Origin of the sequence: Trinickia dabaoshanensis (assembly GCF_002879885.1) — a bacterium.
GTDB lineage: Bacteria > Pseudomonadota > Gammaproteobacteria > Burkholderiales > Burkholderiaceae > Trinickia > Trinickia dabaoshanensis.
The window spans coordinates 1-22,245 of record NZ_PNYA01000047.1; the positions used below are offsets into that span (position 1 = coordinate 1).

The window sequence follows — 22,245 nt, forward strand, 5'->3', positions numbered from 1 at the left end:
CGCGTCGCTCAACCGTCGACAGCGCCAGAACAACTTCTTCTTTAGCACCGCCCGTCTTGCGTTGCTGCGTCAGCAGCAGAGAAACGAGATTATGCAGAACCTTTTGCATCTCGTCAACAGTTTTTTTCGTACATCGCTTAAAAACTTGTTGGCGCCGGCGCCGTTTCGTCGCCGCTCATCAAATGAGGATGCGAATAGTAGGTCAAACACACATCCCATGACAAGGGTGTGACGCACTTTTTTTTCGTTAGCGGTGCGCTGCCGCTCCGATCATCGCCAGCGGCACGGCCGCGGCCATCGCCTCGTAGCCGTCGTCGTTCGGGTGAATGTGGTCGCCGCTATCGAAACGGCGCTGCAACTGCGTAGGGTGCGCAGGGTCGCGCAACGCCGCATCGAAATCGATCACGCCGTCGAACGCACCGCTCGTGCGGATCCACTCGTTGACCGAGGCCCGCACCGCTTCACGCGCGGGCGGCAGCGTCGCCGGAGTCAGCGTCGCGCCGTAGATCCGCACGCCATTGCGGTGCGCGAGCTCGATCAGGTGCCGGTAGCCGCCGGTCAGATCGCGCGCTGTGACGGATGTATGCGGGAAGTCGCAATCGAGGCCGGCGCGCGGCGGCATCGCGGCGAAGTTGATGTCGTTGATGCCGATCATCACGATGACCGCACGGACACCGGGATGCGCGAGGGCGTCGCGCTCGAAGCGCCGCTCGAGCGCTTCGCCGTAACACGGCGACGCGCTGAGCAGCCGATTGCCGCTAATGCCGAGATTGAGCACCGACCAGTTCGCCGCCCCGCCCTCGCCGAGCCGGCGCGCGAAAGCATCGGGCCAACGGCGATTGCGATTCAAGCTCGAGCGCAAGCCGTCGGTGATCGAATCGCCGATCGCCGCGATCGCACCCGCGTCGGGCGCACGCACGTCGAGTCCGCTGACCCAGACCGACTCGGTGAACTTGCGCGCAAAAGCCGTCGGCGCCGCATCGAGGGCATGGTCGCCCGGCGTCGAAACGTAGTTCAGTTGGTTCGCCACGCGATGCCAGGCGGTCATCGTCTGGCGAGAGCCCGCGACCAGGCTGATCGCATACGGCTCGCCCGCCGACACGGCGATCTGAATCGCATCGCTGTCGATCTGCTCGCCCGGTTGCAACGTAATCGCGCTCTTACCGCCGAAGGTCACGCGCAAGGCGGTGCCCCGCTGCGTCGCCGCGCCGCCGGCCGAGCGCGCCAACACCACGTCGGTCAGCGTCAACGGCGCCCGCCCGTAGACATTGCTCACACGAATACGCGCTTCGCGCCCCGAGAGCGTCGGATAGACGATCTGCCTGACCGTGCGCCCGGCGACCTCGGGGGTGCGATAGAGCGGTGGCGGATCGGCCAGGTCGGGAATCGTTTGGAGCGCGGTGGCCCAAGCGCCGACCCAGCCGCGCTCGGCCGCGTTCGGCGGCGAAGCAGGCGCGGCGCTCGCCCCGCTGGCCGCGACGACGAACGCGGCAGCCATCATCAATGGGCGCAACTTGGGCGAGATAGAACGGGTGAACATGGCTGCTCGCATCGAAGCAAAGAAAACAATCGGCGATTGTGCCTGAAGGCCGCCGCCCCGATAAGACCGCTCGAGCGCGGACCCTCGCATCGGCGCTTGCGCACCTCGTCCGCATCCACGTTTTCCCGCGTTTTGCTTTCGTCGGTTTTAATCATCGGGCCCTAGCTGCCGATAACGCACTTCTCAGCGTTGGAGATCACAGTGAAAGCCCACATCAGCCTTCTTATCGCCGCCGCCCTAACGGGGTGCGCGCAGATCCAAGCGTTGCGATCGAACGACGGTCAGCAATCGGCTTCGGCCTCGAGCGGGCAAGGCCCCGCCAAACTGGTCGACATCGCCATTCCGGCGGACGCACTCGGCGCACGCGATCCCCACCTCACCGAGGTGCTCGTGAAAGTGGGCGCCGTGGCTTCCAAACAGCAGTCGGCTCGCATCGTCATCGCCGCACTCCCGCAAGACTTTCCCTATCTGAATCAATCGGTCAAACGGGGCATCGCTTCGGCGCACTCGGGTTCCGTTCAGATCGACGACGTCTCCGTCGGTAGTTGCCACCCCTACAGCATCCAAGTCGTACCCACCGAATAGCCTCCGGAGACGATCATGATTTCCCGTTCCGCTCTCGCGTTGACCGGCGCGCTCGTCTTCGCCGCCATCCCCCCGGCCCAGGCCGAAACGAGCGGCGTTGCCGCTAAGGCGTCCGGCGAAGGGGCCGGCCCGAGTCAGCTATTCCCACCGCTGCCTTCCCTCGCATCGCTGCCGCCGTCGTCCGCCGAACAAGTGGAAGACGTTGCGCCGCGGGCCGCCGGCGGGCACCGGTCCGGCGGGAGGAAAGGCCGGAAGGCGGCTGCGCACAGGACCGTGGCCGAACCGTCCATTCGCATGGTGGTCAGCGACGAGTCGCAAGCCTACCTGACGCAAGTCGATCGGAACCTCGACGACATCTTGCACGCGCCCGCGCGCGCGGCGCACGGCGGCGCGGACGCGGTATCCGTGGCCTCGACCCGATGAAGACGGCGGCTGGCCGCTAACGTGGGAGTTTCAGCAATGACCGCATCTCCGTTCCCCCGCTCTCGCGGCGTATCCGCCCGGTGTGGCGCCGCCCTAGTCGCGGCCGTCTGCCTGCTTTGCAGCGCGGGCAACGCGCGCGCCGACGACGATTGCTTCGCGCGGGCCGGCGCCTATCAAGGCGTCAATCCGCTCGTCCTTCGCGCAATTGCTTGGTACGAATCGAAGGGCAATCCCAGCGCGGTCCACCGCAATGCCGACGGCAGCATCGACGTGGGCCAATCCCAGATCAACTCAATCCATTTCGCCGAGTTGCGCCGGTACGGGGTCCCGCCCGGCGCCCTCAAGGATGCCTGCGTCAATACCTACGTCGCCGCCTGGATGCTCAAGCAGAAGATGATCCGCTACGGCAATACTTGGCACGCGATCGGCGCCTATCACTCGGAAACGCCCTCTCTGCGCGACAAGTACGCGCGCAGCATCCACGCCGTGCTCGCGTCGTGGGGTATGGGCAAATAAGCGGGCGCACACCGCGAGGTGCGCATCACCCTTGATGCCGGGCGATGATCTGGTAACCCGGGTCGGCGTTGCTGCGCGCGGCGCGCTCGGCCTCCTCGTAAGACAGGAAGTGCTCGGCTTCCTCGAACGACGGCGTCAACCCGACGTCGCCATCCTCACCCGGGCAAAGATACTGCTCGCCGGTTTTCACGAAATAGACGGTCGTCATGATCGTAGTGCGGGGCGTAAAGAAGATGGGGCAATGCCTTCAGTCTAGCAGCCGCCTCGGATGCGCGAATCCGCCCCTATTCCCCCTCCCTGCGCGTGCCGCGGCCTAAACCCGGCCCTAAAAATTATTTATTAACCGACCGGTCGGTTGATTTATACTCGCGGCAACGTACAACCCAGGACGAGATCGTTCCCTATGTATACGCAATCCCTGGATATTCCGGGCAATGTCGCGGCGCTCGACGCCGGCGCATCGACGCCCGACCAAGCGCGCTTCGACGCGGTGATGGCGGCCGACGGCAAGATCGAGCCGCAAGATTGGATGCCCGATGCCTACCGGAAAACGCTCGTGCGGCAAATCTCGCAGCACGCGCATTCGGAAATCGTCGGCATGCTGCCCGAGGGCAACTGGATCTCCCGTGCGCCGAGCCTGAAGCGCAAAGCGATTTTGCTCGCCAAGGTGCAAGACGAAGGCGGCCATGGACTCTATCTGTATAGCGCCGCCGAAACGTTGGGCGTCTCGCGCGACGACCTGGTCGCCGCGCTCCACAGCGGGAAGGCGAAGTATTCGAGCATCTTCAATTACCCGACGCCGACTTGGGCCGACGTCGGCGTGATCGGCTGGCTCGTGGACGGTGCCGCGATCATGAATCAGATCCCGCTGTGCCGTTGCACGTACGGGCCGTATGCACGCGCGATGATCCGCATTTGCAAGGAAGAGTCGTTCCATCAGCGTCAAGGCTTCGATGCGCTGCTCGCCATGATGAAGGGCACCGAGGCCCAGCGCGCGCTCGTCCAGCAAGCCGTCGATCGTTGGTGGTGGCCGGTGCTGATGATGTTCGGCCCGAGCGACAAGGACTCCGTCCACAGCAACCAATCGGCGAAGTGGGGCATCAAGCGGATCTCGAACGACGATCTGCGCCAAAAGTTCGTCGATGCGACGGTCGAGCAAGCGAAGGTGCTGGGCGTGACGCTGCCCGACCCGGATTTGAAGTGGAACGAGGCTCGAGGCCATTACGACTACGGCTCGATCGATTGGGACGAATTTTGGCGCGTCGTGAACGGCGACGGCCCCTGCAACAAGGAGCGCCTCGCCACGCGCGTGAAGGCGCACGAGGACGGCGCTTGGGTTCGCGAAGCCGCGCTCGCGCATGCCGAGAAGGCACGGCTTCGCGCGCAGCAAGCAGCCGCCTGAGCGGCCGCCCCGCCCCGTCACCTATTAGTCAGCATTTAGCATCGCCACGCATTCAGGAGTGAGTTCATGAACAAGGAATGGCCGATTTGGGAAGTGTTCGTGCGCAGCAAGCAAGGGCTCGACCACAAGCACTGCGGCAGCTTGCACGCCGCCGACGCGTCGATGGCCCTGCGCATGGCGCGCGACGTCTACACGCGGCGCCAGGAAGGCGTCAGCATCTGGGTCGTGCCCGCGGCGGCGATCACGGCCTCCGATCCGAACGAGAAGGCCGACCTGTTCGAGCCGGCCGGCGACAAGATCTATCGCCATCCGACGTTCTACACGCTGCCCGACGCAGTCAACCACATGTAAGAGTGTCATGACGACTACGCCCGAACATCTTTCCTACGTGCTGCGTCTCGCGGACAACGCGCTGATCCTCGGTCAGCGCAACGCGGAGTGGTGCGGCCACGGTCCGGTGCTCGAAGAGGACATCGCGCTCGCGAACATGAGCCTCGACCTCATCGGCCAAGCGCGCATGCTGTACTCGCATGCGGCGACGCTCGAGCACGCACTGACCGGCGCGAAAAAGACCGAAGACGACTACGCGTATTTCCGCGCCGAGCGCGAGTTCGCGAACTACACGCTGCTCGAGCTGCCGCATGGCGGGCCGCTGTGCGCGACGGCGCGCGGCGATCGCGATTACGCGGTCACCACCGTGCGCAATTATCTGTACACCGCGTTGATGGCGCATCTGTGGACGGCGCTCGAAGGCTCCAAGGACGCGCAACTGGCGGCCATCGCGTCGAAGTCGATCAAGGAAACGCGCTATCAGCTGCAACACGCGCGCGATTGGTTCGTGCGCTTGGGCGACGGCACCGAAGAGTCGCATCGGCGCATGCAAGCCGCGCTCGATTTCTTGATGCCCTACACACGCGAATGGTTTGCGCCCGATGCGCTCGAGGACGCCGTGGCGGCGGCAGGTATCGGCGTGCGCGCGGCCGAGTTCGAAGCGGCTTGGCTCGCCGACGTGCAAGCCGCGTTGGCCGAAGCCACGCTGGCGCTGCCCGCCCCGGTTGCGCACGTGAGCACGGGCAAGCACGGCGAGCATTCGGAACACATGGGATTTTTGCTCGCCGAAATGCAAAGCCTCGCCCGTCAGCACCCCGGCGCCAGTTGGTGATCCGGCGCGCGCCCTCGCCTCTCGTTCCAGGTTTTCGTCATGTCCAGCACCCCTAACTTCGCAGGCGACGCCGAGACGCTCGCGCGCGCATGGTCCGTGCTCGAATCGGTGCCCGATCCGGAGATCCCGGTGGTTTCGATTCGAGAACTCGGCATTTTGCGCGGCGTCGAGCGGTCCGAGGACGGCACACTCGAAGTCGTCATCACACCCACGTATTCGGGGTGCCCGGCGATGGCGCACATCGCCGAGGATATCGCGCACGCGCTCGAGCGAGCCGGCCTGACGCCGCATCGGATCAAGACGGTCCTCGCACCTGCGTGGACGACGGACTGGATCACCGACGAGGCGCGTGAAAAGCTGCGCGCTTACGGCATCGCGCCGCCCGGCGGGCGCTGTGCGAGTACGCCGGCCGGCGCAAGCGAACAAACGATCCGCTTCGTGCCGCGCGCGGCGGCCGCTCCGGCATGCCCCCACTGCGGCTCGGCGCACACGGAACGCCTATCGCAATTCGGCTCCACGGCGTGCAAGGCGCTCTATCGATGCCTGGACTGCCGCGAACCCTTCGACTACTTCAAACCCTACTGAATAATGAACGACCCCCACGCTCACTATCGTTCGCTGCCCCTCGAGGGGGCGCCAGCCTCCCTTGGGTCGGCCCGGCGGGAGGCTGGTATGGCGACCCCGCAATTTCATTCGCTGCGCATCCGCGAGGTGCGGCCCGAAACCGCCGACGCGGTTTCCGTTTCGTTCGAAGTCCCGCCCGAGTTGCGCGAGCAATATCGTTTCACGCAGGGGCAATTCGTGACGCTCAAGGCGCACGTCGACGGCGAGGAGACGCGCCGTTCCTATTCGATCTGCGTCGGGGTGACCGATTACGACCGCGACGGCGAGCTGCGCATCGGCATCAAGCGCGTGCGCGGCGGCCGCTTCTCGAACTTCGCGTTCGATACGCTGCAGGCCGGCCATACGATCGAGGTCATGACGCCCGACGGGCGCTTCTTCACGCATCTGAACGCCGAACAAGGCAAACAATACGTGGCGTTCGCCGGCGGTTCGGGCATCACGCCCGTGCTGGCGATCGTCAAAACGACGCTCGAGCTCGAACCGCGCAGCACGTTCACGCTGATCTACGGCAATCGCAGTGTCGACGCGATCATGTTCGCCGAGGAACTCGAGGACCTGAAGAACCGCTACATGAACCGGTTCGTTCTGTACAACGTGCTGTCCGACGACATGCAGGACGTGGACCTGTTCAACGGCGTGCTCGATCGCGAGAAGTGCGCCGCCTTCCTCGAGACATTGGTGTCGCCGGATTCGATCGACGAAGCGTTCATTTGCGGTCCCGCGCCGATGATGGACGCGGCGGAGGCGGCGCTCAAGAGCGCGGGCGTCGGGCAATCGAAGGTGCACGTCGAACGCTTCGGCACGCCGCTGCCGCAGGCGGGTGCGCCCGTCGTCGAGATCACCGACGAGACGCCGGCGGCCGAACTCGAAATCGTCATCGACGGCAATCGCCGCAAGATGCGCTTGCCCTACGAGGGCGCGAGCTTGCTCGATGTCGGCTTGCATGCCGGTCTGGCGCTGCCGTACGCGTGCAAGGGCGGCGTGTGCTGCACGTGCCGGGCCAAGGTGCTCGAGGGCGAGGTTAAGATGGACAAGAACTACACGCTCGAACCGCAAGAGATCGCGGACGGCTTCGTCTTGACCTGCCAATGCCATCCGGTCAGCGAGCGCGTCGTCGTGAGCTACGACGAACGCTGATCGGGCGGGGCCGCGTTTCGCTTACACTAGCGCCGCGGCGGCCCCGCGCACGGCACGCCCCACGGCTCGGAACCGCCGGTTGGGCGTGCGATAGCGACGATCTCGACGACGTCGATCGCTCGCACCGGGGCCGGCCCGAACCGACGACGACACCATGGCCCGTACCCGAGCACCCGATCACGAAACCCAACGCGAGCAAATACTCGAGCTCGCCGCCGCAGCATTCGCTCAGACGAGCTACCCGAGCACGTCGATGGCGGAACTCGCCAGCGCGAGCGGCACCTCCAAAGCTCGGCTCTATCACTATTACGAAAGCAAGGAAGCGATCCTGTTCGACTTGCTCGATCGCTACACGAAGCGCTTGATGCTGATCATCGCCGAGGTCGAGGGCTCGAGCCAGCGGCGCGGGCTAAGCGAGCGCGAGACGTTCGCCGAGCTCGTTCGCGCCTTCCTGGCCGAATATGAGACTTCGCACAGCCGCCACGTCGCCCTGCTCAACGATGTGAAATACCTCGTCGAAACACAGCGCGAGGTCATTCTCGATCGTCAGCGCGACATCGTCGCCGCGTTTGCACGTCAACTTGCGCGGGCCTATCCGGGCCGCGTCTCGAAGGAAAAGCAGACCGCGCTTACCATGATGGTGTTCGGGATGATCAACTGGACATTCACTTGGCTCAAGCCCGGGGGGCGCCTGGGCTACCGGGAATTCGCCGATGAAGTGATCGACGTGCTCGAAAAGGGCCTGGCGACCTGACGGCAGCGGATGCGCGGACCGTCACCGCGCCGCAGCATGCGCCGAGGGACTGTTTGTTCGGTCGAAATGACGCAGTGCGCATCTACAACAGTCAAATATTTCCTTCCCAATCAGTAGCTTACGCCGCATTTGGCCGGCAATAGAGGGGGTTCTCAAGGCTTTGTTGGGGTTTTCCCTATTAGGGGATATGCCTATCGGGTAAAATTCGCATTGCGCTGCAGCAACCGCGCATGACGAAAGGAGAACCCATGATGAAGTCCTATGCCCCTACTCGCGCCGCCGCCTCGATCGAGCTTCACGAGCGTGCCTCGCAAGAGGCTCATCGTGGCCCGATCCTCGTGCGCGAATTGACGGCCGGCGACCGCGATCAGTTGGTCACGCACTTTCTCGCCCTGGGCGACGACGACCGTCTGCTGCGCTTCGGCCAAGCGGCACCGGATCACGTGATCGAGAACTACGTGCAGTCGATCGATTTCACGCGCGACAAAGTGTTCGGCGTTTTCGATCACGGGCTCGTCCTCGTGGGAGTCGGCCATCTGGCTTACCTGCCCGCCGACGGCGATGGGCGCATGGCGGAACTCGGCGTGTCGGTGCTCGAAAGCTCGCGCGGCATGGGCGTCGGTTCCAAACTGTTCGAGCGCGCCGCCATTCACAGCCGCAACACGCGCGTGACGACGCTCTACATGTACTGCCTTTCGCGCAATACGACGATGATGCACATCGCCAAGAAGGCCGGGATGAAGATCGAGTACACCTACGGCAGCGCCGATGCGTACCTCACGTTGCCGCCCGCCGACCAAGCGAGCATCATCAACGAAATGCTACAAGAACAAGCCGCCGTATTCGATTACGCCATTAAGCGCCAAGCCCGCAATACCGCGCGCATCATCGAGGCCATGATGCCGGCGGACGCGCTAGCCTGACCCTTTCGTCCCCCCCGCGCGCCGCTCTCCCCTGTGCGGCACGCGCGACGAGGCGGCAACACGCCGCCTCGTCTCTTTTGCAGCGCCGGTTCCTCGCGCCGATCCGCCTCAAAGAATCGGTAGCGCCGTCGTCTCCTTGAACGATTCGAGCGCGAAGCTGGTTTTCACGTCGATGACCGACGGATGATGCAGCAACTGGTCCTGCACGAAGCGCGAGAAGTGCACCATGTCTTTCACCTGCACGCGCAGCAGGTAATCCATCTCCCCCGTCATCGCATGACAGGCGACCACCTCGGGCCATGACTGCACCGCGGCGCGAAACAGCTCCGCGTGCGTGGTCCCGGCATGGCCCGTGGCGCCGCCGCGCTTTTCCAGCCGTACATTGACGTACGCGAGCAACCCAAGGCCTAGCTTTTGCGGATCGAGCAGCGCGACGTAGCCGCGGATGATGCCGAGTTCCTCGAGCCGCCTGATCCGCCTCAGACAAGGGCTCGGCGAGAGATTCACGCGCTCGGCGATGTCCTGGTTCGAGGCGCGGCCGTTCTCCTGCAAAAACGCGAGGATACGTCTGTCGACGGCATCGAGTTCGATATCGGCCATATTCTCACCTCCTCCGAGTCGCAAGAGACACAAAATTGCGCAATCGTAGTGCCAACCGACAAACTTCGCAAATTTTTGCCTATCTTGCCGCTATACACTTGCGTCTATTCGCGGCGTGCGGCGCTTGGCCGCGGTGATATCGACAGGAGACAGGTATGCAGGTTCAAACGTGGGATAACCCCGTCGGCACCGACGGCTTCGAATTCATCGAGTACACGGCACCCGATCCGAAGGCGCTCGGCAAGCTATTCGAGCAGATGGGTTTCACGGCGATCGCACGTCACCGGCATAAAGACGTGACGCTCTACCGCCAAGGCGAGATCAACTTCATCGTCAACGGCGAACCCGATTCGTTCGCGCAACGCTTCGCCCGCCTGCACGGCCCGTCGATCTGCGCGATCGCCTTTCGCGTGCAAGACGCGGCCAAGGCCTACAAGCACGCGCTCGATCTCGGTGCATGGGGTTTCGATAACAAGACCGGCCCGATGGAGCTGAACATCCCGGCCATCAAGGGTATCGGCGACTCGCTGATCTATTTCGTCGATCGCTGGCGCGGCAAGAACGGCGCGCAAGCGGGCAGCGTGGGCGACATCGATATCTACGACGTCGATTTCGAACCGATCCCCGGCGCCGACCCGCATCCGGTCGGTCACGGTCTCACCTATATCGACCACCTCACGCACAACGTTCATCGCGGCCGGATGCAGGAATGGGCGGCGTTCTACGAGCGTCTATTCAATTTCCGCGAGATTCGCTACTTCGACATCGAAGGCAAGGTGACGGGCGTCAAATCGAAAGCCATGACTTCGCCGTGCGGCAAGATTCGCATTCCGATCAACGAGGAAGGTTCGGAGACGGCGGGCCAGATCCAGGAATATCTCGACGCGTACCGCGGCGAAGGCATTCAACATATCGCGCTGGGTTCGACCGATATCTATGGCACCGTGGACGGTCTGCGCGGCGCGGGCATCAAGCTGCTGGACACGATCGACACGTATTACGAACTCGTCGATCGCCGGATTCCCGGCCACACCGAGCCGCTGGACGAGTTGAAGAAGCGCAAGATTCTTATCGACGGCGCGAAGGACGACCTGCTGTTGCAGATCTTCACGGAAAACCAGATCGGCCCGATCTTCTTCGAGATCATTCAACGCAAGGGCAATCAAGGGTTCGGCGAAGGCAACTTCAAGGCACTGTTCGAATCGATCGAACTCGATCAGATTCGGCGCGGGGTCGTGCAGGACAAAGCTTAAGACCGGATCGAGGCGCGGCCGCCGGCCAAGCAGCCGCGCGCCTCGTTCACATTACATCTGAGCGAACGGCTCGACGCCGGCGTCGTCGCCCGCGGGCGCAGCCTTGGCGGAGGCCGTCTCGATCGCCGCGACGTGCTTGCGGCTGGCATGCGCGATCGGCGTATGCCGCGCCGGGGCATCGCCCATCGATGCCGCCCACAGTTCGGCCGGGCCGGCACCGATGCCGGCCTTGGCGATCGTGCGAGATACCGCCGTCGCAACCACGCCGGCCTGCGCTTCACGCACGGGCAAGCTCATCGCGAAAAATGCGGCGGAAATCGTCAAAAACGTTTGGATGTGTCGCTTTTCCATTTGTACTCCTTATATTTGCACGCCCGAAGGCGCGTCACGCTCCCGATGCAACGGCCTGATGCCGGGCCGCGTGTCCGCGAAACTGAACGGTCTGCGAATTAGACCAGTCCGACTCCCCTCGTTCCAGCCTTAAAACAACACGTTACGGCCGTTACAGACAGATACGAGCGTGCCATAGCGAGATGACAGGATGACGGCGAAGCCTTATCCAACCTGCGATGGCACTATTTTTGACGGCTGCGGCGGGTTTCCACCAGTGCTACCATCCCAAAAAAACCGTCAATATGGCGGCCCCGGCCGAAGCATCCACAAGATGCGGGCGCCGAGACGTTTTGGTGATCCCAAACAGGGTTGAGGAGTCAACATAATGAATGCCCCGCTAGACGCAGGTCAGCGAGCCTCGCTGGAAGCTGCGCTATCGTCCGTCACGCTCGACGACAAATACACGCTCGAACGCGGCCGCGCGTACATGAGCGGCATTCAGGCGCTCGTGCGCCTGCCGATGCTGCAACACGCGCGCGATCAAGCCGCCGGGCTCAATACCGCCGGCTTCATCTCCGGTTATCGCGGCTCCCCGCTCGGTGGCCTCGACCTTGCCCTCTGGAAAGCCAAGAAGCACCTCGCCTCCAACCAAGTCGTGTTTCAGCCCGGGATCAACGAAGATCTCGCCGCCACGGCAGTGTGGGGAACGCAGCAGGTCAATCTCTACCCCGGCGCCAAGTACGACGGGGTGTTCTCGATGTGGTACGGCAAGGGACCGGGCGTCGATCGCTCGGGCGACGTACTCAAGCACGGCAATTCGGCCGGCTCGTCCCAACATGGCGGCGTGCTCGTGCTCGCCGGCGACGATCACGCCTGCAAATCGTCCACGCTCGCGCACCAATCCGAACATATCTTCAAGGCCTGCGGCCTGCCGGTGCTGTTTCCGTCGAACGTCCAGGAATACCTCGACTTCGGCCTGCACGGATGGGCGATGAGCCGTTACTCGGGCCTGTGGGTGGCGATGAAGTGCGTGACCGACGTCGTCGAATCGTCGGCCTCGGTCGATATCGACCCGCACCGCACTCAGATCGTTTTGCCGGGCGACTTCGCGATGCCCGACGGCGGCCTCAATATCCGTTGGCCCGATCCGCCGCTCGTGCAGGAAGCGCGTCTGCTCGACTACAAGTGGTATGCGGCGCTCGCCTACGTGCGCGCCAACAAGCTCGATCGCGTCGAAATCGATTCGCCGCATGCGCGCTTCGGCATCATCACGGGCGGCAAGGCCTATCTGGACGTGCGCCAAGCGCTCGTCGACCTGGGGCTCGATGACGAAACCTGCTCGCGCATCGGCATTCGCCTTTACAAGGTCGGCTGTGTTTGGCCGCTCGAGGCGCAAGGCGCGCAGGCGTTCGCGCGCGGCCTCGACGAAATTCTCGTCGTCGAGGAAAAGCGCCAGATTCTCGAATACGCGATCAAGGAAGAACTGTACAACTGGCCCGACGGCCAGCGTCCGCGCGTGTTCGGCAAGTTCGACGAAAAGGACGGCGCCGGCGGCGAATGGTCGGTGCCGATGGGCAACTGGCTACTGCCCGCCCACTATGAACTGTCGCCGGCGCTGATCGCCAAGGCGATCGCAACGCGGCTCGAGAAATTCGAGTTGCCGTCCGATGTGCGCGAGCGCATCGCCGCGCGTATCGCCGTGATCGAGGCGAAGGAAAAGGCGCTGGCCAAGCCGCGCGTCACCGCCGAGCGCAAGCCCTGGTTCTGCTCGGGCTGCCCGCACAATACGTCGACGAACGTGCCCGACGGCTCGCGCGCCATGGCCGGCATCGGCTGCCACTACATGACGGTCTGGATGGACCGCAACACGAGCACGTTCAGTCAAATGGGCGGCGAAGGCGTGGCCTGGACCGGACAGGCGCCGTTCACGAACGAAAAGCACGTGTTCGCGAACCTCGGCGACGGCACCTACTTCCATTCGGGCTTGCTCGCGATCCGCGCCGCGATCGCCGCCAAGGCGAACATCACCTACAAGATTCTCTACAACGACGCGGTCGCGATGACGGGCGGCCAGCCCGTCGACGGCGTGCTGACCGTACCGCAGATCACGCATCAACTCGCGGCCGAAGGCGCCAAGAAGATCGTCATCGTCACCGACGAGCCGCAGAAATACAGCGGCACGACGCTGCTCGCGCCGGGCGTGACGATCCACCATCGCGATCAGCTCGACGACGTGCAACGCGAGCTGCGCGAGATCGAAGGCACGACGATCCTCATCTACGACCAGACCTGCGCGACCGAGAAGCGCCGGCGCCGTAAGAAAGGCGAATTCCCCGACCCGGCGCGCCGTGTCGTCATCAACGAAGCCGTCTGCGAAGGGTGCGGCGACTGCTCGGTGCAATCGAACTGCCTGTCGGTGGAGCCGCTGGAAACCGAATTCGGCACGAAGCGCCAGATCAACCAATCGAGCTGCAACAAGGACTTCTCGTGCTTGAAGGGCTTTTGCCCGAGCTTCGTGACGGTCGAAGGCGGGCAATTGCGCAAACCGAAGCCGCTCGGCGCGAAGTCGAGCGACGCCCTGCCCGCGATCCCCGAGCCGGTGCTGCCCGCCATTCAGCGTCCGTACGGCGTGCTCGTGACGGGCGTGGGCGGCACGGGCGTCGTGACGATCGGCGCGCTGCTGGGCATGGCCGCGCACCTCGAGCAAAAGGGCGTGACCGTGCTCGATGTGACGGGCCTCGCGCAGAAGGGCGGCGCCGTGATGAGCCACGTGCAGATCGCGAACGCGCCGACCGATATCCATGCGACGCGGATCGCGATGGGCGAGGCGAATCTCGTGATCGGCTGCGACGCGATCGTGACGGCCGGCGACGAATGCACGTCGCGTATGAAGGCGGGCCAAACGCGCGTCGTCATCAATAGCTCGAAGACGCCGACCGCCGAGTTCATCAAGAATCCGAACTGGACGTTCCCGGGCGCGAGCACCGAGCAAGACGTGCGCGCCGCGGCCGGCGAACACGTCGATCTCGTCGACGCGAACCGCCTGACCGTCGCGCTGCTCGGCGACGCCATCTTCACGAACCCGTTCGTGCTCGGCTACGCGTGGCAACGCGGGTGGTTGCCGCTGGAGTATCGCTCGCTCGTGCGGGCGATCGAGTTGAACGGCGTGCAAGTGGAGAAGAACCTCGCCGCATTCGAATGGGGCCGGCGCGCCGCTCACGATCTAGCCAGCGTCGAGCTCGCAGCCAAACCCGCCGCGGGTGCGCAAGAAGCCGGCGCCACAGTGATCTCGCTGCATACGAAGAAGTCGATCGATGCGCTGATCGCCAAACGCGTCGAGCTGCTCACCGCCTATCAGGATGCGGCCTACGCGAAGCGCTATGAAACGCTCGTCGCGCAAGTGCGCGGCGCCGAGCGCGCGCTCGCCGAAGGCAGCGCCGTAAGCGAGCCGCTGACGGAAGCCGTCGCGCGCAATCTGTACAAGCTGATGGCGTACAAGGACGAGTACGAAGTCGCACGGCTGCAGACGGACCCGGCGTTCCTCGCCAAGCTGCGCGAGCAGTTCGAAGGCGACTGGAAGCTGAACTACCATCTCGCGCCGCCGCTCACCGCGAAGAAAGACGCGAAGGGCCATCTCGTGAAGAAGCAATACGGCCCGTGGATGCTCTCGGCATTCAAGCTGCTCGCGAAGATGAAGTTCCTGCGCGGCACGGCCTTCGACGTATTCGGCAAAACCGAGGAACGTCGCACGGAGCGTGCGCTGATCGGCGAGTACGAAGCACTCGTGCGCGAAGTCGTCTCGGGCCTGACGGCGGGCAACGTGCAACTCGCGATCCAGCTCGCGAACCTTCCGGACGGCATCCGCGGCTACGGCCATGTGAAGGAAAACAACCTGAAGGCCGTGCGCGTGAAGTGGAACGAACTGCTGGCGAAGTGGCGTGCGCCCGGCGGTGCCACCCGGCACGCGGCGTAGTCTTCGCTCGGGAGCGAGCGCGCCGAAAAGCCTCGCTCGCTTCGCCGTACCTAGCCCCGCGTTTTTCGAAACGCGGGGCTTTGTCTTTTTGGGCGGCCGTTGCGTTTTGTGCGCATGACTGAGCCGCCTATCCCCGCTCCCGCACCCAACATCTGGACCGCTCGTCGTGACCGCGGCAGCGTCGCGACGATCTCCTCGGTTTCGCGATTGCCTTATCGAACAAATCGAATAGATTTCGAGCCAGTGGCGCATGCGCTGCGTACGCCCCGCCCGAGCTAACGCCTCGATATCCAGGAGAATCGAATGAAAGCATCGACCCATGCAATTCGTAGCTACGTTTGGACGCGACTCGGCAGTTGCCTGCGATGCATGCGCATTTCATTCTTTTGCGCGATGGCGAGCAGCTTCGTCCTGCCGCGCATGGCGGTCGTTCCGTTGGCCTTGTGCGCCATTGCGCTGACCGCACTTTGGCTCGCGCATATTTCGGCTTTCGCGCTCAAAGGCTTGGCGCGACGCGCGAACGCGTCGCCCTCGCCGGACGAACCGCAAAAAAGCACGCGACGTCGATTTTTCGCGGATTTCACCAAACTCGTTGCCGTCGTCGCCGTCGGCTCGATGGTCCCGCGCATAGCGGCCGCCTGCGGGTCGTGCACGGTGGGCTGCATGCAATTTTGCGGCGGCGCCAATCGATGCGCCTCGGGCGATGGTAGCCGCGCGTGCCAATGTCAATGCAATTGACCGGCGAAACGGCCGGCAAAGCAAACGTTCAGGATAGTCAATAGCCGCAGCGCCGCGTACTTGCATCGCGAGGCGATGCGGCAAGGATGGGGCGCGCGACAGGAGGCCCCGTCGCGCTGCCCCCATTGCGGGGGCAGCGTAGGCGTCTTATTCGACGCGGGCGTTCGCGGCCGCGACGGCCGTCATGTTGATGATGCGCCGTACCGTCGCCGCCGGCGTGAGGATGTGCACGGGCTTGGCCGCACCGAGCAAGAACGGCCCGACGGTCACGCCTTCGCCGCCCACCATCTTCAGCAGGTTGTAGGCGATATTCGCGGCCTCGACGTTCGGCATCAAGAGCAAGTTCGCCTCGCCCGTGAGCGTCGTGCCGGGGAACGCCTGTTTACGAATGACCTCGGAGAGCGCCGCATCGCCGTGCATTTCGCCGTCGACTTCCAATTGCGGCGCGCGCTCGCCGATCAGCTTGCGCGCGGCGGCCATGCGCTGCGACGAAGCCGACGGCGCGCTGCCGAAGTTCGAGTTAGAGAGCAGCGCGACCTTCGGCACGATGCCGAAACGCTCGATCTCGCGCGCGGCCAAGATCGCCATGTCGGCCAGTTGCTCGGCGCTCGGCACTTCGTTCACGTACGTGTCGCAGATGAACAGGTTGCGGCCCGGCAGCATCAGCAAGTTCATCGCCGCGTAATGCTCGGCCTGCGGCGCGCGGCCGAGCACCTGTTCGATGTACTTCAAGTGGCTGTGGTACGTGTCGATCATGCCGCAGATCATGCCGTCGGCATGACCCAAGCGGATCAAGATCGCGCCGATCAACGTGTTGAACTTGCGCATCGCGGCTTTCGCGATCTCGGGCGTCACGCCGTCGCGTGCGCCGATCTCGTGATAGAGCTGCCAGCTTTGCGTGAAGCGCGGATCGTCCTCGGGGTTGACGATCTCGAAATCGTCGCCGACTCGCAGCTTCGAGCCCATCTTCTTCAAACGCATTTCGACCACGGCCGGACGCCCGACGATGATCGGTTTGGCGATCTTCTCCATCAGCACGAACTGCGCGGCACGCAGCACGCGCTCGTCCTCGCCCTCGGCGAACACGATGCGCGCAGCCTTCTTCTTGGCGGACGCGAACACGGGCCGCATGACCATGCCCGTACGATAAACGGTCGCGCCGAGTTGCTCGCGATAGGCGTCCATGTCTTGGATCGGACGCGTCGCGACACCCGAATCCATCGCCGCTTGCGCGACGGCCGGCGCGATCTTGATGATCAGGCGCGGATCGAAAGGCTTCGGAATCAGGTACTCGGGGCCGAACTCGAGCGAATGACCCTCGTACGCCTTCGCCACTTCGTCGCCTTGGTCGGTCTCCTCGGCCAGCTCGGCGATCGCGCGCACGCACGCGAGCTTCATTTCTTCCGTGATCGTCGTCGCGCCGACGTCGAGCGCGCCGCGGAAGATGAACGGGAAGCACAGGACGTTGTTGACCTGGTTCGGGTAGTCGGAGCGGCCCGTGGCGATGATCGCGTCGGGCCGCGCGGCCTTCGCATCCTCGGGGCGGATCTCGGGTTCCGGATTGGCGAGCGCGAGGATCAGCGGCGTGTTCCCCATCGTCTTGACCATCTCGGGCTTGAGCACGCCGGCGCTCGAGCAGCCGAGGAACACGTCGGCCCCTTGGATCGCGTCGGCCAGGGTGCGCGCCTCGGTCACGGCCGCATAGCGCGCCTTCGACGGATCGAGGTTGCCGCGCCCTTCATAGATGACGCCCTTCGAATCGGCGACGAGCACGTTCTCTTTGGACAGACCGAGCTTGACGAGCAAATCGAGGCAAGCGATCGCGGCCGCGCCGGCACCGGAGCAGACGAGCTTGACCTTCGACAGTTCCTTGCCGACCACCTTCAGGCCGTTCAGGATGGCCGCCGACGCGATGATCGCCGTGCCGTGCTGATCGTCGTGGAAGACGGGGATCTTCATGCGCTCGCGCAGCTTTTGCTCGATGTAGAAGCACTCGGGCGCCTTGATGTCTTCGAGGTTGATGCCGCCCAGCGTCGGCTCGAGCATGGCGATCGCCTCGACGAGCTTGTCGGGGTCGGACTCGGACAACTCGATATCGAACACGTCGATACCGGCGAACTTCTTGAACAAGCAGCCCTTGCCCTCCATGACGGGCTTGGCGGCGAGCGGGCCGATATTGCCGAGGCCGAGCACCGCGGTGCCGTTGGTCACGACGCCGACCAAGTTGCCGCGCGAGGTGTACTTTTGCGCGTCGAGCGGATCGGCATGAATCGCCTCGCAGGCGGCGGCGACGCCCGGCGAATAGGCCAGCGAAAGGTCGAGTTGATTCGACAGCGGCTTCGTGGGCGTGACCGAAATCTTCCCGGGCTTCGGGTTCTGGTGGTAGGCGAGAGCGCTTTGCTTGAGTGATTCGTCCATGTATTAGCCTGCGAGACGTTATTGAATTTGGGCCGATACGCTCGCGCCGGCGCTACGCTGGCAAGTCGGCAAGGTAGCGACTGCGGCGACCGGACTGCGCGCCGGGTAGGCGCGGCGCCGGCGCAAAAGCGGCGAGTGAGCGATTTGCGGGGCGACTAGTGTACACCCCCTAATCTTCGTTTCCAGAGGGGCCGGCTCGGAACTCGGGTAAAATACCCGCCTACGCGCGCAGCAGCCCAGCCTGCTGCCCGAGGGCGAACCCGCCCGCCTCACGGTTTTCATCCAAGGATTTGCCCCATGACAGGCTACGATCGCCAAACGATCTCCGATACGACCGCCAAGATCCTGCTCGAAGTGCAGGCGGTGCACTTCAACGCCGAAAAGCCGTTCATCTTCACCTCCGGCTGGGCAAGCCCGGTCTATATCGACTGCCGCAAGCTGATTTCGTATCCGCGCGTGCGCCGCGCGCTGATGGAGATGGCCGAAACGACGATCCTGCGCGACGTCGGCTTCGAACAGATCGACGCCGTCGCCGGCGGCGAAACGGCCGGCATTCCGTTTGCCGCTTGGATCGCCGATCGCATGATGCTGCCGATGCAATACGTGCGCAAAAAGCCGAAGGGTTTCGGCCGCAACGCGCAGATCGAAGGGCATCTCGAGGAAGGCTCGCGCGTGCTGCTCGTCGAGGACTTGACGACCGACAGCCGCAGCAAGATCAACTTCATCAACGCCCTGCGCACGGCCGGCGCGAGCGTGAACCATTGCTTCGTGCTGTTTCACTACAACATCTTCAAGGAAAGCGTGTCGGTGCTGAAAGACATCGACGTCGATCTGCACGCGCTCGCCACCTGGTGGGATGTGCTGCGCGTCGCCAAGGCATCGGGATACTTCGATACCAAGACGCTCGACGAAGTCGAGAAATTCCTGCACGCGCCCGCCGAATGGTCGGCCGCGCACGGCGGCGCGACCTCCACGCCGCAATAACGCAGCAATAGCGGTGCGATCGCGACGTCATTGCGTCGCGATCCCCGGCAAAGTCGCGTGTGCGCGGACAAGAAGCCCGCACACACGCGCGTCTCCATTCGCTCCCCTCAGGTTACGAGACTTCCGCATGGGCCATCGGCCGATGCGCGAGGCCGTTCGCCCACGCATATTCGATGAGCTCGGCATCGCCGGCGACACCGAGCTTGCGCAGCGCGGCCACCTTGTGCGAGCTGACGGTCTTCACGCTCCGATTGAGCCGTACGCCGATTTCACTGACGCTCAAGCCCGATGCGAACAATCGCAGCACCTCGATCTCGCGCGGCGACAGCGTAAGCGGCCCCGTCGCGCGGCCGTTGCGCGCGCCGCTGCGCTCGAGCGCCGCGCGCAGCGAAGGACTGACATAGCGGACATCGTTCATGGCATGGCGCACGGCCAGCCCGATATGAGCGAGATCGTCACCTTTGCCCACGACGGCCGCCACTCCCGCCTCGAACAAGCGCCGCAGCAGCGCGCCGTTGCCGAGCATCGTCAGCACGACGATACGCACCGCGGGAAAATGCCGGCGCAAGTATCCGATCAACGCCAAACCGTCGCCGTAGCGGCCACAAGGCATCGCGAGGTCGGTCACGATCACGTCGGCGGACACGCGCTGCAGCGACTCCACCAATTCGGTCGATTGCCGTGCCTGGGCCAGCAACGCGATATCGTCGAAAGCCTCGAGCGCATGGCGCACGCCGAGCAAGATCACGGGATGGTCGTCGGCTGCGACGACCCGGGTGCGGCGCAAAGGCGGCGGGCCGCCGATGGGAAAACGCGAGACGGTTGAGCTCATGAGACCGGTATCGATGCGTAATAGTCGTAATGGCCGATTGCCCACCGGCCGTGAATGAACGGGGCGTGCCGAGCGCTCGCCCGACGCTTCGCGCAGCGGGCGTTCGCAGGCCGCGATCGCGAACGGCCGATGTTAGACTGGCTGACACAAGGCGGCGCGATACCGGCAAATATTCGGCCGCAACGAGGTCCTCCCGGAGAGATCGGTTCATGCGCAGCTATCGCGAACTCGTTGGATCGGTTTTCATGCGCTCGTCCGCGAATGGGGCAGCCTTGCTCGCTTGTGTGTTCGCGGCCGGGCTGGCCGCGGGCGCCGGCCGGGCAGCGGCACAAGGCGCCTTCTCGCTCACGAGCACCGACTTGAAGGACGGAGCGGCGTTCGGCAAAGCTCAGGTGTACGACCGCAACGACTGCACGGGGCGCAACGTTTCGCCCGAGCTGTCATGGCGCAACGCGCCGGCCGGCACCAAGAGTTTCGCCGTCACGGTCTTCGACATCGACGCACCCGGTCCCGGCTGGTGGCACTGGGCCGTGGCCGCTATCCCACCGAGCGTGACGGCGCTGCCGGCGAATGCGAGCGCCTCGGGCTACCTCACGAAGATCGGCGCCGTGCAAGCGCGCAACGACTGGGGCGACGAAGGCTACGGCGGTCCTTGCCCGCCGCCGGGTAAGTTGCATCGCTACGTCGTGACCGTCTTCGCGCTGAACACGGCGGATTTGCGGCTCGGACCGGGGCGCCACGCGCTGATGTTCGATCACGAGATCAATACGGCTGCGCTCGCGAAGGCGAGCCTGACCGTCACCTACCAGCGGTGAGCGGCGTTACATCGAATTTTCACAGCAAGTTCGATTAACAACCCGTAAAATCATGGCTTTGGCGCCGTTCCGGCGGCGCTTTCACCGGCCACATAGCGAGATCGAAATGAGCACGAAGGTTTTTGTCGACGGACAGGAAGGCACGACGGGTCTAAAGATATTCGAATACCTGTCACGCCGCTCCGACGTCGAAGTGCTCCGCATCGAGGAAGCGAAGCGCAAGGACTTGGACGAGCGCCGCCGTCTCATCAACGCCTCCGACGTCACGTTCCTGTGCCTGCCCGATGTCGCCTCGCGCGAATCGGCGAGCCTCGTCGAAAACGGCAATACCGTGCTCATCGACGCCAGCACCGCCTTCCGCACGCATGCCGATTGGGCCTATGGCTTGCCCGAACTCGCGCCGGCCCAACGCGAACGGCTGCGCACGGCCAAGCGCATCGCGGTGCCGGGCTGCCATGCCTCGGCTTTCGTGCTGGCGATGCGCCCGCTCGTCGATGCCGGCTTCGTCAAGCCCGAGTTCGCCGCGCACGCCTACTCCATCACCGGTTACAGCGGCGGCGGCAAGAAGATGATCGCCGATTACGAGGCCGCGCAGCCGAACCCCAAGTTGCAAAGCCCGCGCGCCTACGCGCTCGCGCTCGGCCACAAGCATCTGCCTGAAATGGCGGCGCACACCGGTCTCGCGGCCGCGCCGATCTTCACGCCGATCGTCGGCCCGTTCTACAAGGGACTCGCCGTCACGACCTACTTCACGCCCGAGCAGCTCGGCAAGCGCGTGGGGCCGCGCGACGTCCAGGCGCTCTTCGCCGAGCGTTACGCAGACGAAGCGTTCGTGCGCGTGGCGCCGTTCGATGCGCAGGACAACCTCGACGAGGGCTTCTTCGACGTGCAAGCGAACAACGACACGAACCGCGTCGACTTGTTCGTCTTCGGCAACGAAGAGCGCTTCGTCACCGTCGCACGGCTCGACAACCTGGGTAAGGGCGCGTCGGGCGCCGCGATCCAATGCATGAACTTGAGCATCGGCGCGGACGAGCAATCGGGATTGCAGCGGTAATCCCCCGAATCCCCGCTCGAATGCGCAATGAAAGCCGGCTTTATGCCGGCTCAGACTGCTGACAAAGCCCTGGCTTCGGCCAGGGCTTTGTTCTTTAATAGGGTTCATGCTCAAGAAGCCGACACCCGCCCAGCAAGAACTCGAGATGGTGACGCTCGAGATGCTTGTTCCAAAGG

22 protein-coding genes are annotated in these 22,245 nt (G+C 64.1%); 15 read left to right on the plus strand and 7 right to left on the minus strand.

Features of this window, described 5'->3' with window-relative positions; translation table 11 throughout:
* Window positions 1-247 precede the first annotated feature (247 nt).
* Window positions 248-1,501: an SGNH/GDSL hydrolase family protein gene (locus tag C0Z18_RS31650; protein ID WP_102649426.1), complete on the minus strand. Its 1,254-nt coding sequence runs from the start codon at window positions 1,499-1,501 to the stop codon at window positions 248-250.
* A 240-nt stretch (window positions 1,502-1,741) separates the two neighbouring features.
* On the opposite strand from C0Z18_RS31650, the gene C0Z18_RS31655 reads away from it, so the two are divergent.
* Genes C0Z18_RS31655 through C0Z18_RS31665 form a run of 3 tightly spaced genes read left to right on the plus strand, consistent with a single transcriptional unit; the run spans window position 1,742 to window position 3,064 of the window.
* Complete coding sequence (locus C0Z18_RS31655) at window positions 1,742-2,125, plus strand: hypothetical protein (protein WP_102649427.1); 384 nt, start codon at window positions 1,742-1,744, stop codon at window positions 2,123-2,125.
* Between the two features lie 15 nt (window positions 2,126-2,140).
* Complete coding sequence (locus C0Z18_RS31660; protein WP_102649408.1) at window positions 2,141-2,548, plus strand: hypothetical protein; 408 nt, start codon at window positions 2,141-2,143, stop codon at window positions 2,546-2,548.
* 36 nt (window positions 2,549-2,584) lie between these two features.
* Window positions 2,585-3,064 (plus strand): lytic transglycosylase domain-containing protein, encoded by a 480-nt coding sequence (locus C0Z18_RS31665; RefSeq protein WP_102649409.1) that lies wholly within the window; start codon window positions 2,585-2,587, stop codon window positions 3,062-3,064.
* A gap of 25 nt (window positions 3,065-3,089) precedes the next feature.
* On the opposite strand, the gene C0Z18_RS31670 is transcribed toward C0Z18_RS31665, so the two are convergent.
* The gene (locus C0Z18_RS31670) at window positions 3,090-3,272 is read right to left on the minus strand and encodes a hypothetical protein (protein ID WP_102649410.1); all 183 of its coding nucleotides are present in this window, start codon (window positions 3,270-3,272) and stop codon (window positions 3,090-3,092) included.
* Between the two features lie 195 nt (window positions 3,273-3,467).
* Between C0Z18_RS31670 and paaA the strand changes: the two genes are divergently transcribed.
* The 7 genes from paaA (at window position 3,468) to C0Z18_RS31705 (ending at window position 9,066) form a co-directional block, all read left to right on the plus strand.
* On the plus strand, window positions 3,468-4,466 hold the full coding sequence (gene paaA / locus C0Z18_RS31675) for a 1,2-phenylacetyl-CoA epoxidase subunit PaaA (RefSeq protein ID WP_102649411.1): 999 nt from the start codon (window positions 3,468-3,470) through the stop codon (window positions 4,464-4,466).
* A 66-nt stretch (window positions 4,467-4,532) separates the two neighbouring features.
* The gene (gene paaB, locus C0Z18_RS31680; protein ID WP_102649412.1) at window positions 4,533-4,817 is read left to right on the plus strand and encodes a 1,2-phenylacetyl-CoA epoxidase subunit PaaB; all 285 of its coding nucleotides are present in this window, start codon (window positions 4,533-4,535) and stop codon (window positions 4,815-4,817) included.
* A gap of 7 nt (window positions 4,818-4,824) precedes the next feature.
* On the plus strand, window positions 4,825-5,628 hold the full coding sequence (gene paaC, locus C0Z18_RS31685; protein WP_102649413.1) for a 1,2-phenylacetyl-CoA epoxidase subunit PaaC: 804 nt from the start codon (window positions 4,825-4,827) through the stop codon (window positions 5,626-5,628).
* Window positions 5,629-5,667: 39 nt separating this feature from the next.
* Window positions 5,668-6,213 carry a 1,2-phenylacetyl-CoA epoxidase subunit PaaD gene (gene paaD, locus C0Z18_RS31690; protein ID WP_102649414.1) on the plus strand — a complete coding sequence of 182 codons (546 nt, stop codon included), beginning with the start codon at window positions 5,668-5,670 and terminating at the stop codon, window positions 6,211-6,213.
* Window positions 6,214-6,300: 87 nt separating this feature from the next.
* The gene (gene paaE, locus C0Z18_RS31695; RefSeq protein WP_102649415.1) at window positions 6,301-7,389 is read left to right on the plus strand and encodes a 1,2-phenylacetyl-CoA epoxidase subunit PaaE; all 1,089 of its coding nucleotides are present in this window, start codon (window positions 6,301-6,303) and stop codon (window positions 7,387-7,389) included.
* A 154-nt stretch (window positions 7,390-7,543) separates the two neighbouring features.
* A complete protein-coding gene (locus C0Z18_RS31700) occupies window positions 7,544-8,143 on the plus strand; it encodes a TetR/AcrR family transcriptional regulator (RefSeq protein WP_102649416.1) in 600 nt (199 codons plus the stop codon).
* Between the two features lie 251 nt (window positions 8,144-8,394).
* On the plus strand, window positions 8,395-9,066 hold the full coding sequence (locus tag C0Z18_RS31705) for a GNAT family N-acetyltransferase (protein WP_146014154.1): 672 nt from the start codon (window positions 8,395-8,397) through the stop codon (window positions 9,064-9,066).
* Between the two features lie 108 nt (window positions 9,067-9,174).
* On the opposite strand, the gene C0Z18_RS31710 is transcribed toward C0Z18_RS31705, so the two are convergent.
* Entirely contained in the window at window positions 9,175-9,666 is a 492-nt protein-coding gene (locus C0Z18_RS31710; protein ID WP_102649417.1) for an Lrp/AsnC family transcriptional regulator, read from the minus strand.
* 155 nt (window positions 9,667-9,821) lie between these two features.
* On the opposite strand from C0Z18_RS31710, the gene hppD reads away from it, so the two are divergent.
* Window positions 9,822-10,919 carry a 4-hydroxyphenylpyruvate dioxygenase gene (gene hppD / locus C0Z18_RS31715; RefSeq protein WP_102649418.1) on the plus strand — a complete coding sequence of 366 codons (1,098 nt, stop codon included), beginning with the start codon at window positions 9,822-9,824 and terminating at the stop codon, window positions 10,917-10,919.
* 51 nt (window positions 10,920-10,970) lie between these two features.
* On the opposite strand, the gene C0Z18_RS31720 is transcribed toward hppD, so the two are convergent.
* Window positions 10,971-11,270 carry a hypothetical protein gene (locus tag C0Z18_RS31720; protein WP_102649419.1) on the minus strand — a complete coding sequence of 100 codons (300 nt, stop codon included), beginning with the start codon at window positions 11,268-11,270 and terminating at the stop codon, window positions 10,971-10,973.
* Between the two features lie 367 nt (window positions 11,271-11,637).
* Between C0Z18_RS31720 and C0Z18_RS31725 the strand changes: the two genes are divergently transcribed.
* Window positions 11,638-15,225, plus strand: coding sequence for an indolepyruvate ferredoxin oxidoreductase family protein (locus tag C0Z18_RS31725; RefSeq protein ID WP_102649420.1), 3,588 nt, complete (start codon window positions 11,638-11,640; stop codon window positions 15,223-15,225).
* A gap of 378 nt (window positions 15,226-15,603) precedes the next feature.
* Here C0Z18_RS31725 and C0Z18_RS31730 read toward each other — a convergent pair whose 3' ends face one another.
* Together C0Z18_RS31730 and C0Z18_RS31735 are read right to left on the minus strand one after the other, a co-directional pair.
* Window positions 15,604-16,029: a hypothetical protein gene (locus C0Z18_RS31730; protein ID WP_146014153.1), complete on the minus strand. Its 426-nt coding sequence runs from the start codon at window positions 16,027-16,029 to the stop codon at window positions 15,604-15,606.
* Between the two features lie 81 nt (window positions 16,030-16,110).
* Window positions 16,111-18,381, minus strand: coding sequence for an NADP-dependent malic enzyme (locus C0Z18_RS31735; protein ID WP_102649422.1), 2,271 nt, complete (start codon window positions 18,379-18,381; stop codon window positions 16,111-16,113).
* 297 nt (window positions 18,382-18,678) lie between these two features.
* Between C0Z18_RS31735 and C0Z18_RS31740 the strand changes: the two genes are divergently transcribed.
* Window positions 18,679-19,365, plus strand: coding sequence for an orotate phosphoribosyltransferase (locus C0Z18_RS31740; RefSeq protein WP_102649423.1), 687 nt, complete (start codon window positions 18,679-18,681; stop codon window positions 19,363-19,365).
* 112 nt (window positions 19,366-19,477) lie between these two features.
* On the opposite strand, the gene C0Z18_RS31745 is transcribed toward C0Z18_RS31740, so the two are convergent.
* Entirely contained in the window at window positions 19,478-20,197 is a 720-nt protein-coding gene (locus tag C0Z18_RS31745) for a LuxR C-terminal-related transcriptional regulator (RefSeq protein ID WP_102649424.1), read from the minus strand.
* A gap of 245 nt (window positions 20,198-20,442) precedes the next feature.
* On the opposite strand from C0Z18_RS31745, the gene C0Z18_RS31750 reads away from it, so the two are divergent.
* Together C0Z18_RS31750 and argC are read left to right on the plus strand one after the other, a co-directional pair.
* Entirely contained in the window at window positions 20,443-21,012 is a 570-nt protein-coding gene (locus C0Z18_RS31750; RefSeq protein WP_408647236.1) for a YbhB/YbcL family Raf kinase inhibitor-like protein, read from the plus strand.
* A gap of 106 nt (window positions 21,013-21,118) precedes the next feature.
* Complete coding sequence (gene argC, locus C0Z18_RS31755) at window positions 21,119-22,069, plus strand: N-acetyl-gamma-glutamyl-phosphate reductase (RefSeq protein ID WP_102649429.1); 951 nt, start codon at window positions 21,119-21,121, stop codon at window positions 22,067-22,069.
* Window positions 22,070-22,245: the final 176 nt, after the last annotated feature.

Coding starts and splice junctions, on each gene's coding strand:
- C0Z18_RS31650 (WP_102649426.1), bottom strand. CDS start 1,501: ATGATGGCTGCCGCGTTCGTCGTCGCGGCCAGCGGGGCGAGCGCCGCG.
- C0Z18_RS31660 (WP_102649408.1), top strand. CDS start 2,141: ATGATTTCCCGTTCCGCTCTCGCGTTGACCGGCGCGCTCGTCTTCGCC.
- C0Z18_RS31665 (WP_102649409.1), top strand. CDS start 2,585: ATGACCGCATCTCCGTTCCCCCGCTCTCGCGGCGTATCCGCCCGGTGT.
- C0Z18_RS31670 (WP_102649410.1), bottom strand. CDS start 3,272: ATGACGACCGTCTATTTCGTGAAAACCGGCGAGCAGTATCTTTGCCCG.
- paaA (WP_102649411.1), top strand. CDS start 3,468: ATGTATACGCAATCCCTGGATATTCCGGGCAATGTCGCGGCGCTCGAC.
- paaB (WP_102649412.1), top strand. CDS start 4,533: ATGAACAAGGAATGGCCGATTTGGGAAGTGTTCGTGCGCAGCAAGCAA.
- paaC (WP_102649413.1), top strand. CDS start 4,825: ATGACGACTACGCCCGAACATCTTTCCTACGTGCTGCGTCTCGCGGAC.
- paaD (WP_102649414.1), top strand. CDS start 5,668: ATGTCCAGCACCCCTAACTTCGCAGGCGACGCCGAGACGCTCGCGCGC.
- paaE (WP_102649415.1), top strand. CDS start 6,301: ATGGCGACCCCGCAATTTCATTCGCTGCGCATCCGCGAGGTGCGGCCC.
- C0Z18_RS31700 (WP_102649416.1), top strand. CDS start 7,544: ATGGCCCGTACCCGAGCACCCGATCACGAAACCCAACGCGAGCAAATA.
- C0Z18_RS31705 (WP_146014154.1), top strand. CDS start 8,395: ATGAAGTCCTATGCCCCTACTCGCGCCGCCGCCTCGATCGAGCTTCAC.
- C0Z18_RS31710 (WP_102649417.1), bottom strand. CDS start 9,666: ATGGCCGATATCGAACTCGATGCCGTCGACAGACGTATCCTCGCGTTT.
- hppD (WP_102649418.1), top strand. CDS start 9,822: ATGCAGGTTCAAACGTGGGATAACCCCGTCGGCACCGACGGCTTCGAA.
- C0Z18_RS31720 (WP_102649419.1), bottom strand. CDS start 11,270: ATGGAAAAGCGACACATCCAAACGTTTTTGACGATTTCCGCCGCATTT.
- C0Z18_RS31725 (WP_102649420.1), top strand. CDS start 11,638: ATGAATGCCCCGCTAGACGCAGGTCAGCGAGCCTCGCTGGAAGCTGCG.
- C0Z18_RS31730 (WP_146014153.1), bottom strand. CDS start 16,029: ATGCAAGTACGCGGCGCTGCGGCTATTGACTATCCTGAACGTTTGCTT.
- C0Z18_RS31735 (WP_102649422.1), bottom strand. CDS start 18,381: ATGGACGAATCACTCAAGCAAAGCGCTCTCGCCTACCACCAGAACCCG.
- C0Z18_RS31740 (WP_102649423.1), top strand. CDS start 18,679: ATGACAGGCTACGATCGCCAAACGATCTCCGATACGACCGCCAAGATC.
- C0Z18_RS31745 (WP_102649424.1), bottom strand. CDS start 20,197: ATGAGCTCAACCGTCTCGCGTTTTCCCATCGGCGGCCCGCCGCCTTTG.
- C0Z18_RS31750 (WP_408647236.1), top strand. CDS start 20,443: ATGCGCTCGTCCGCGAATGGGGCAGCCTTGCTCGCTTGTGTGTTCGCG.
- argC (WP_102649429.1), top strand. CDS start 21,119: ATGAGCACGAAGGTTTTTGTCGACGGACAGGAAGGCACGACGGGTCTA.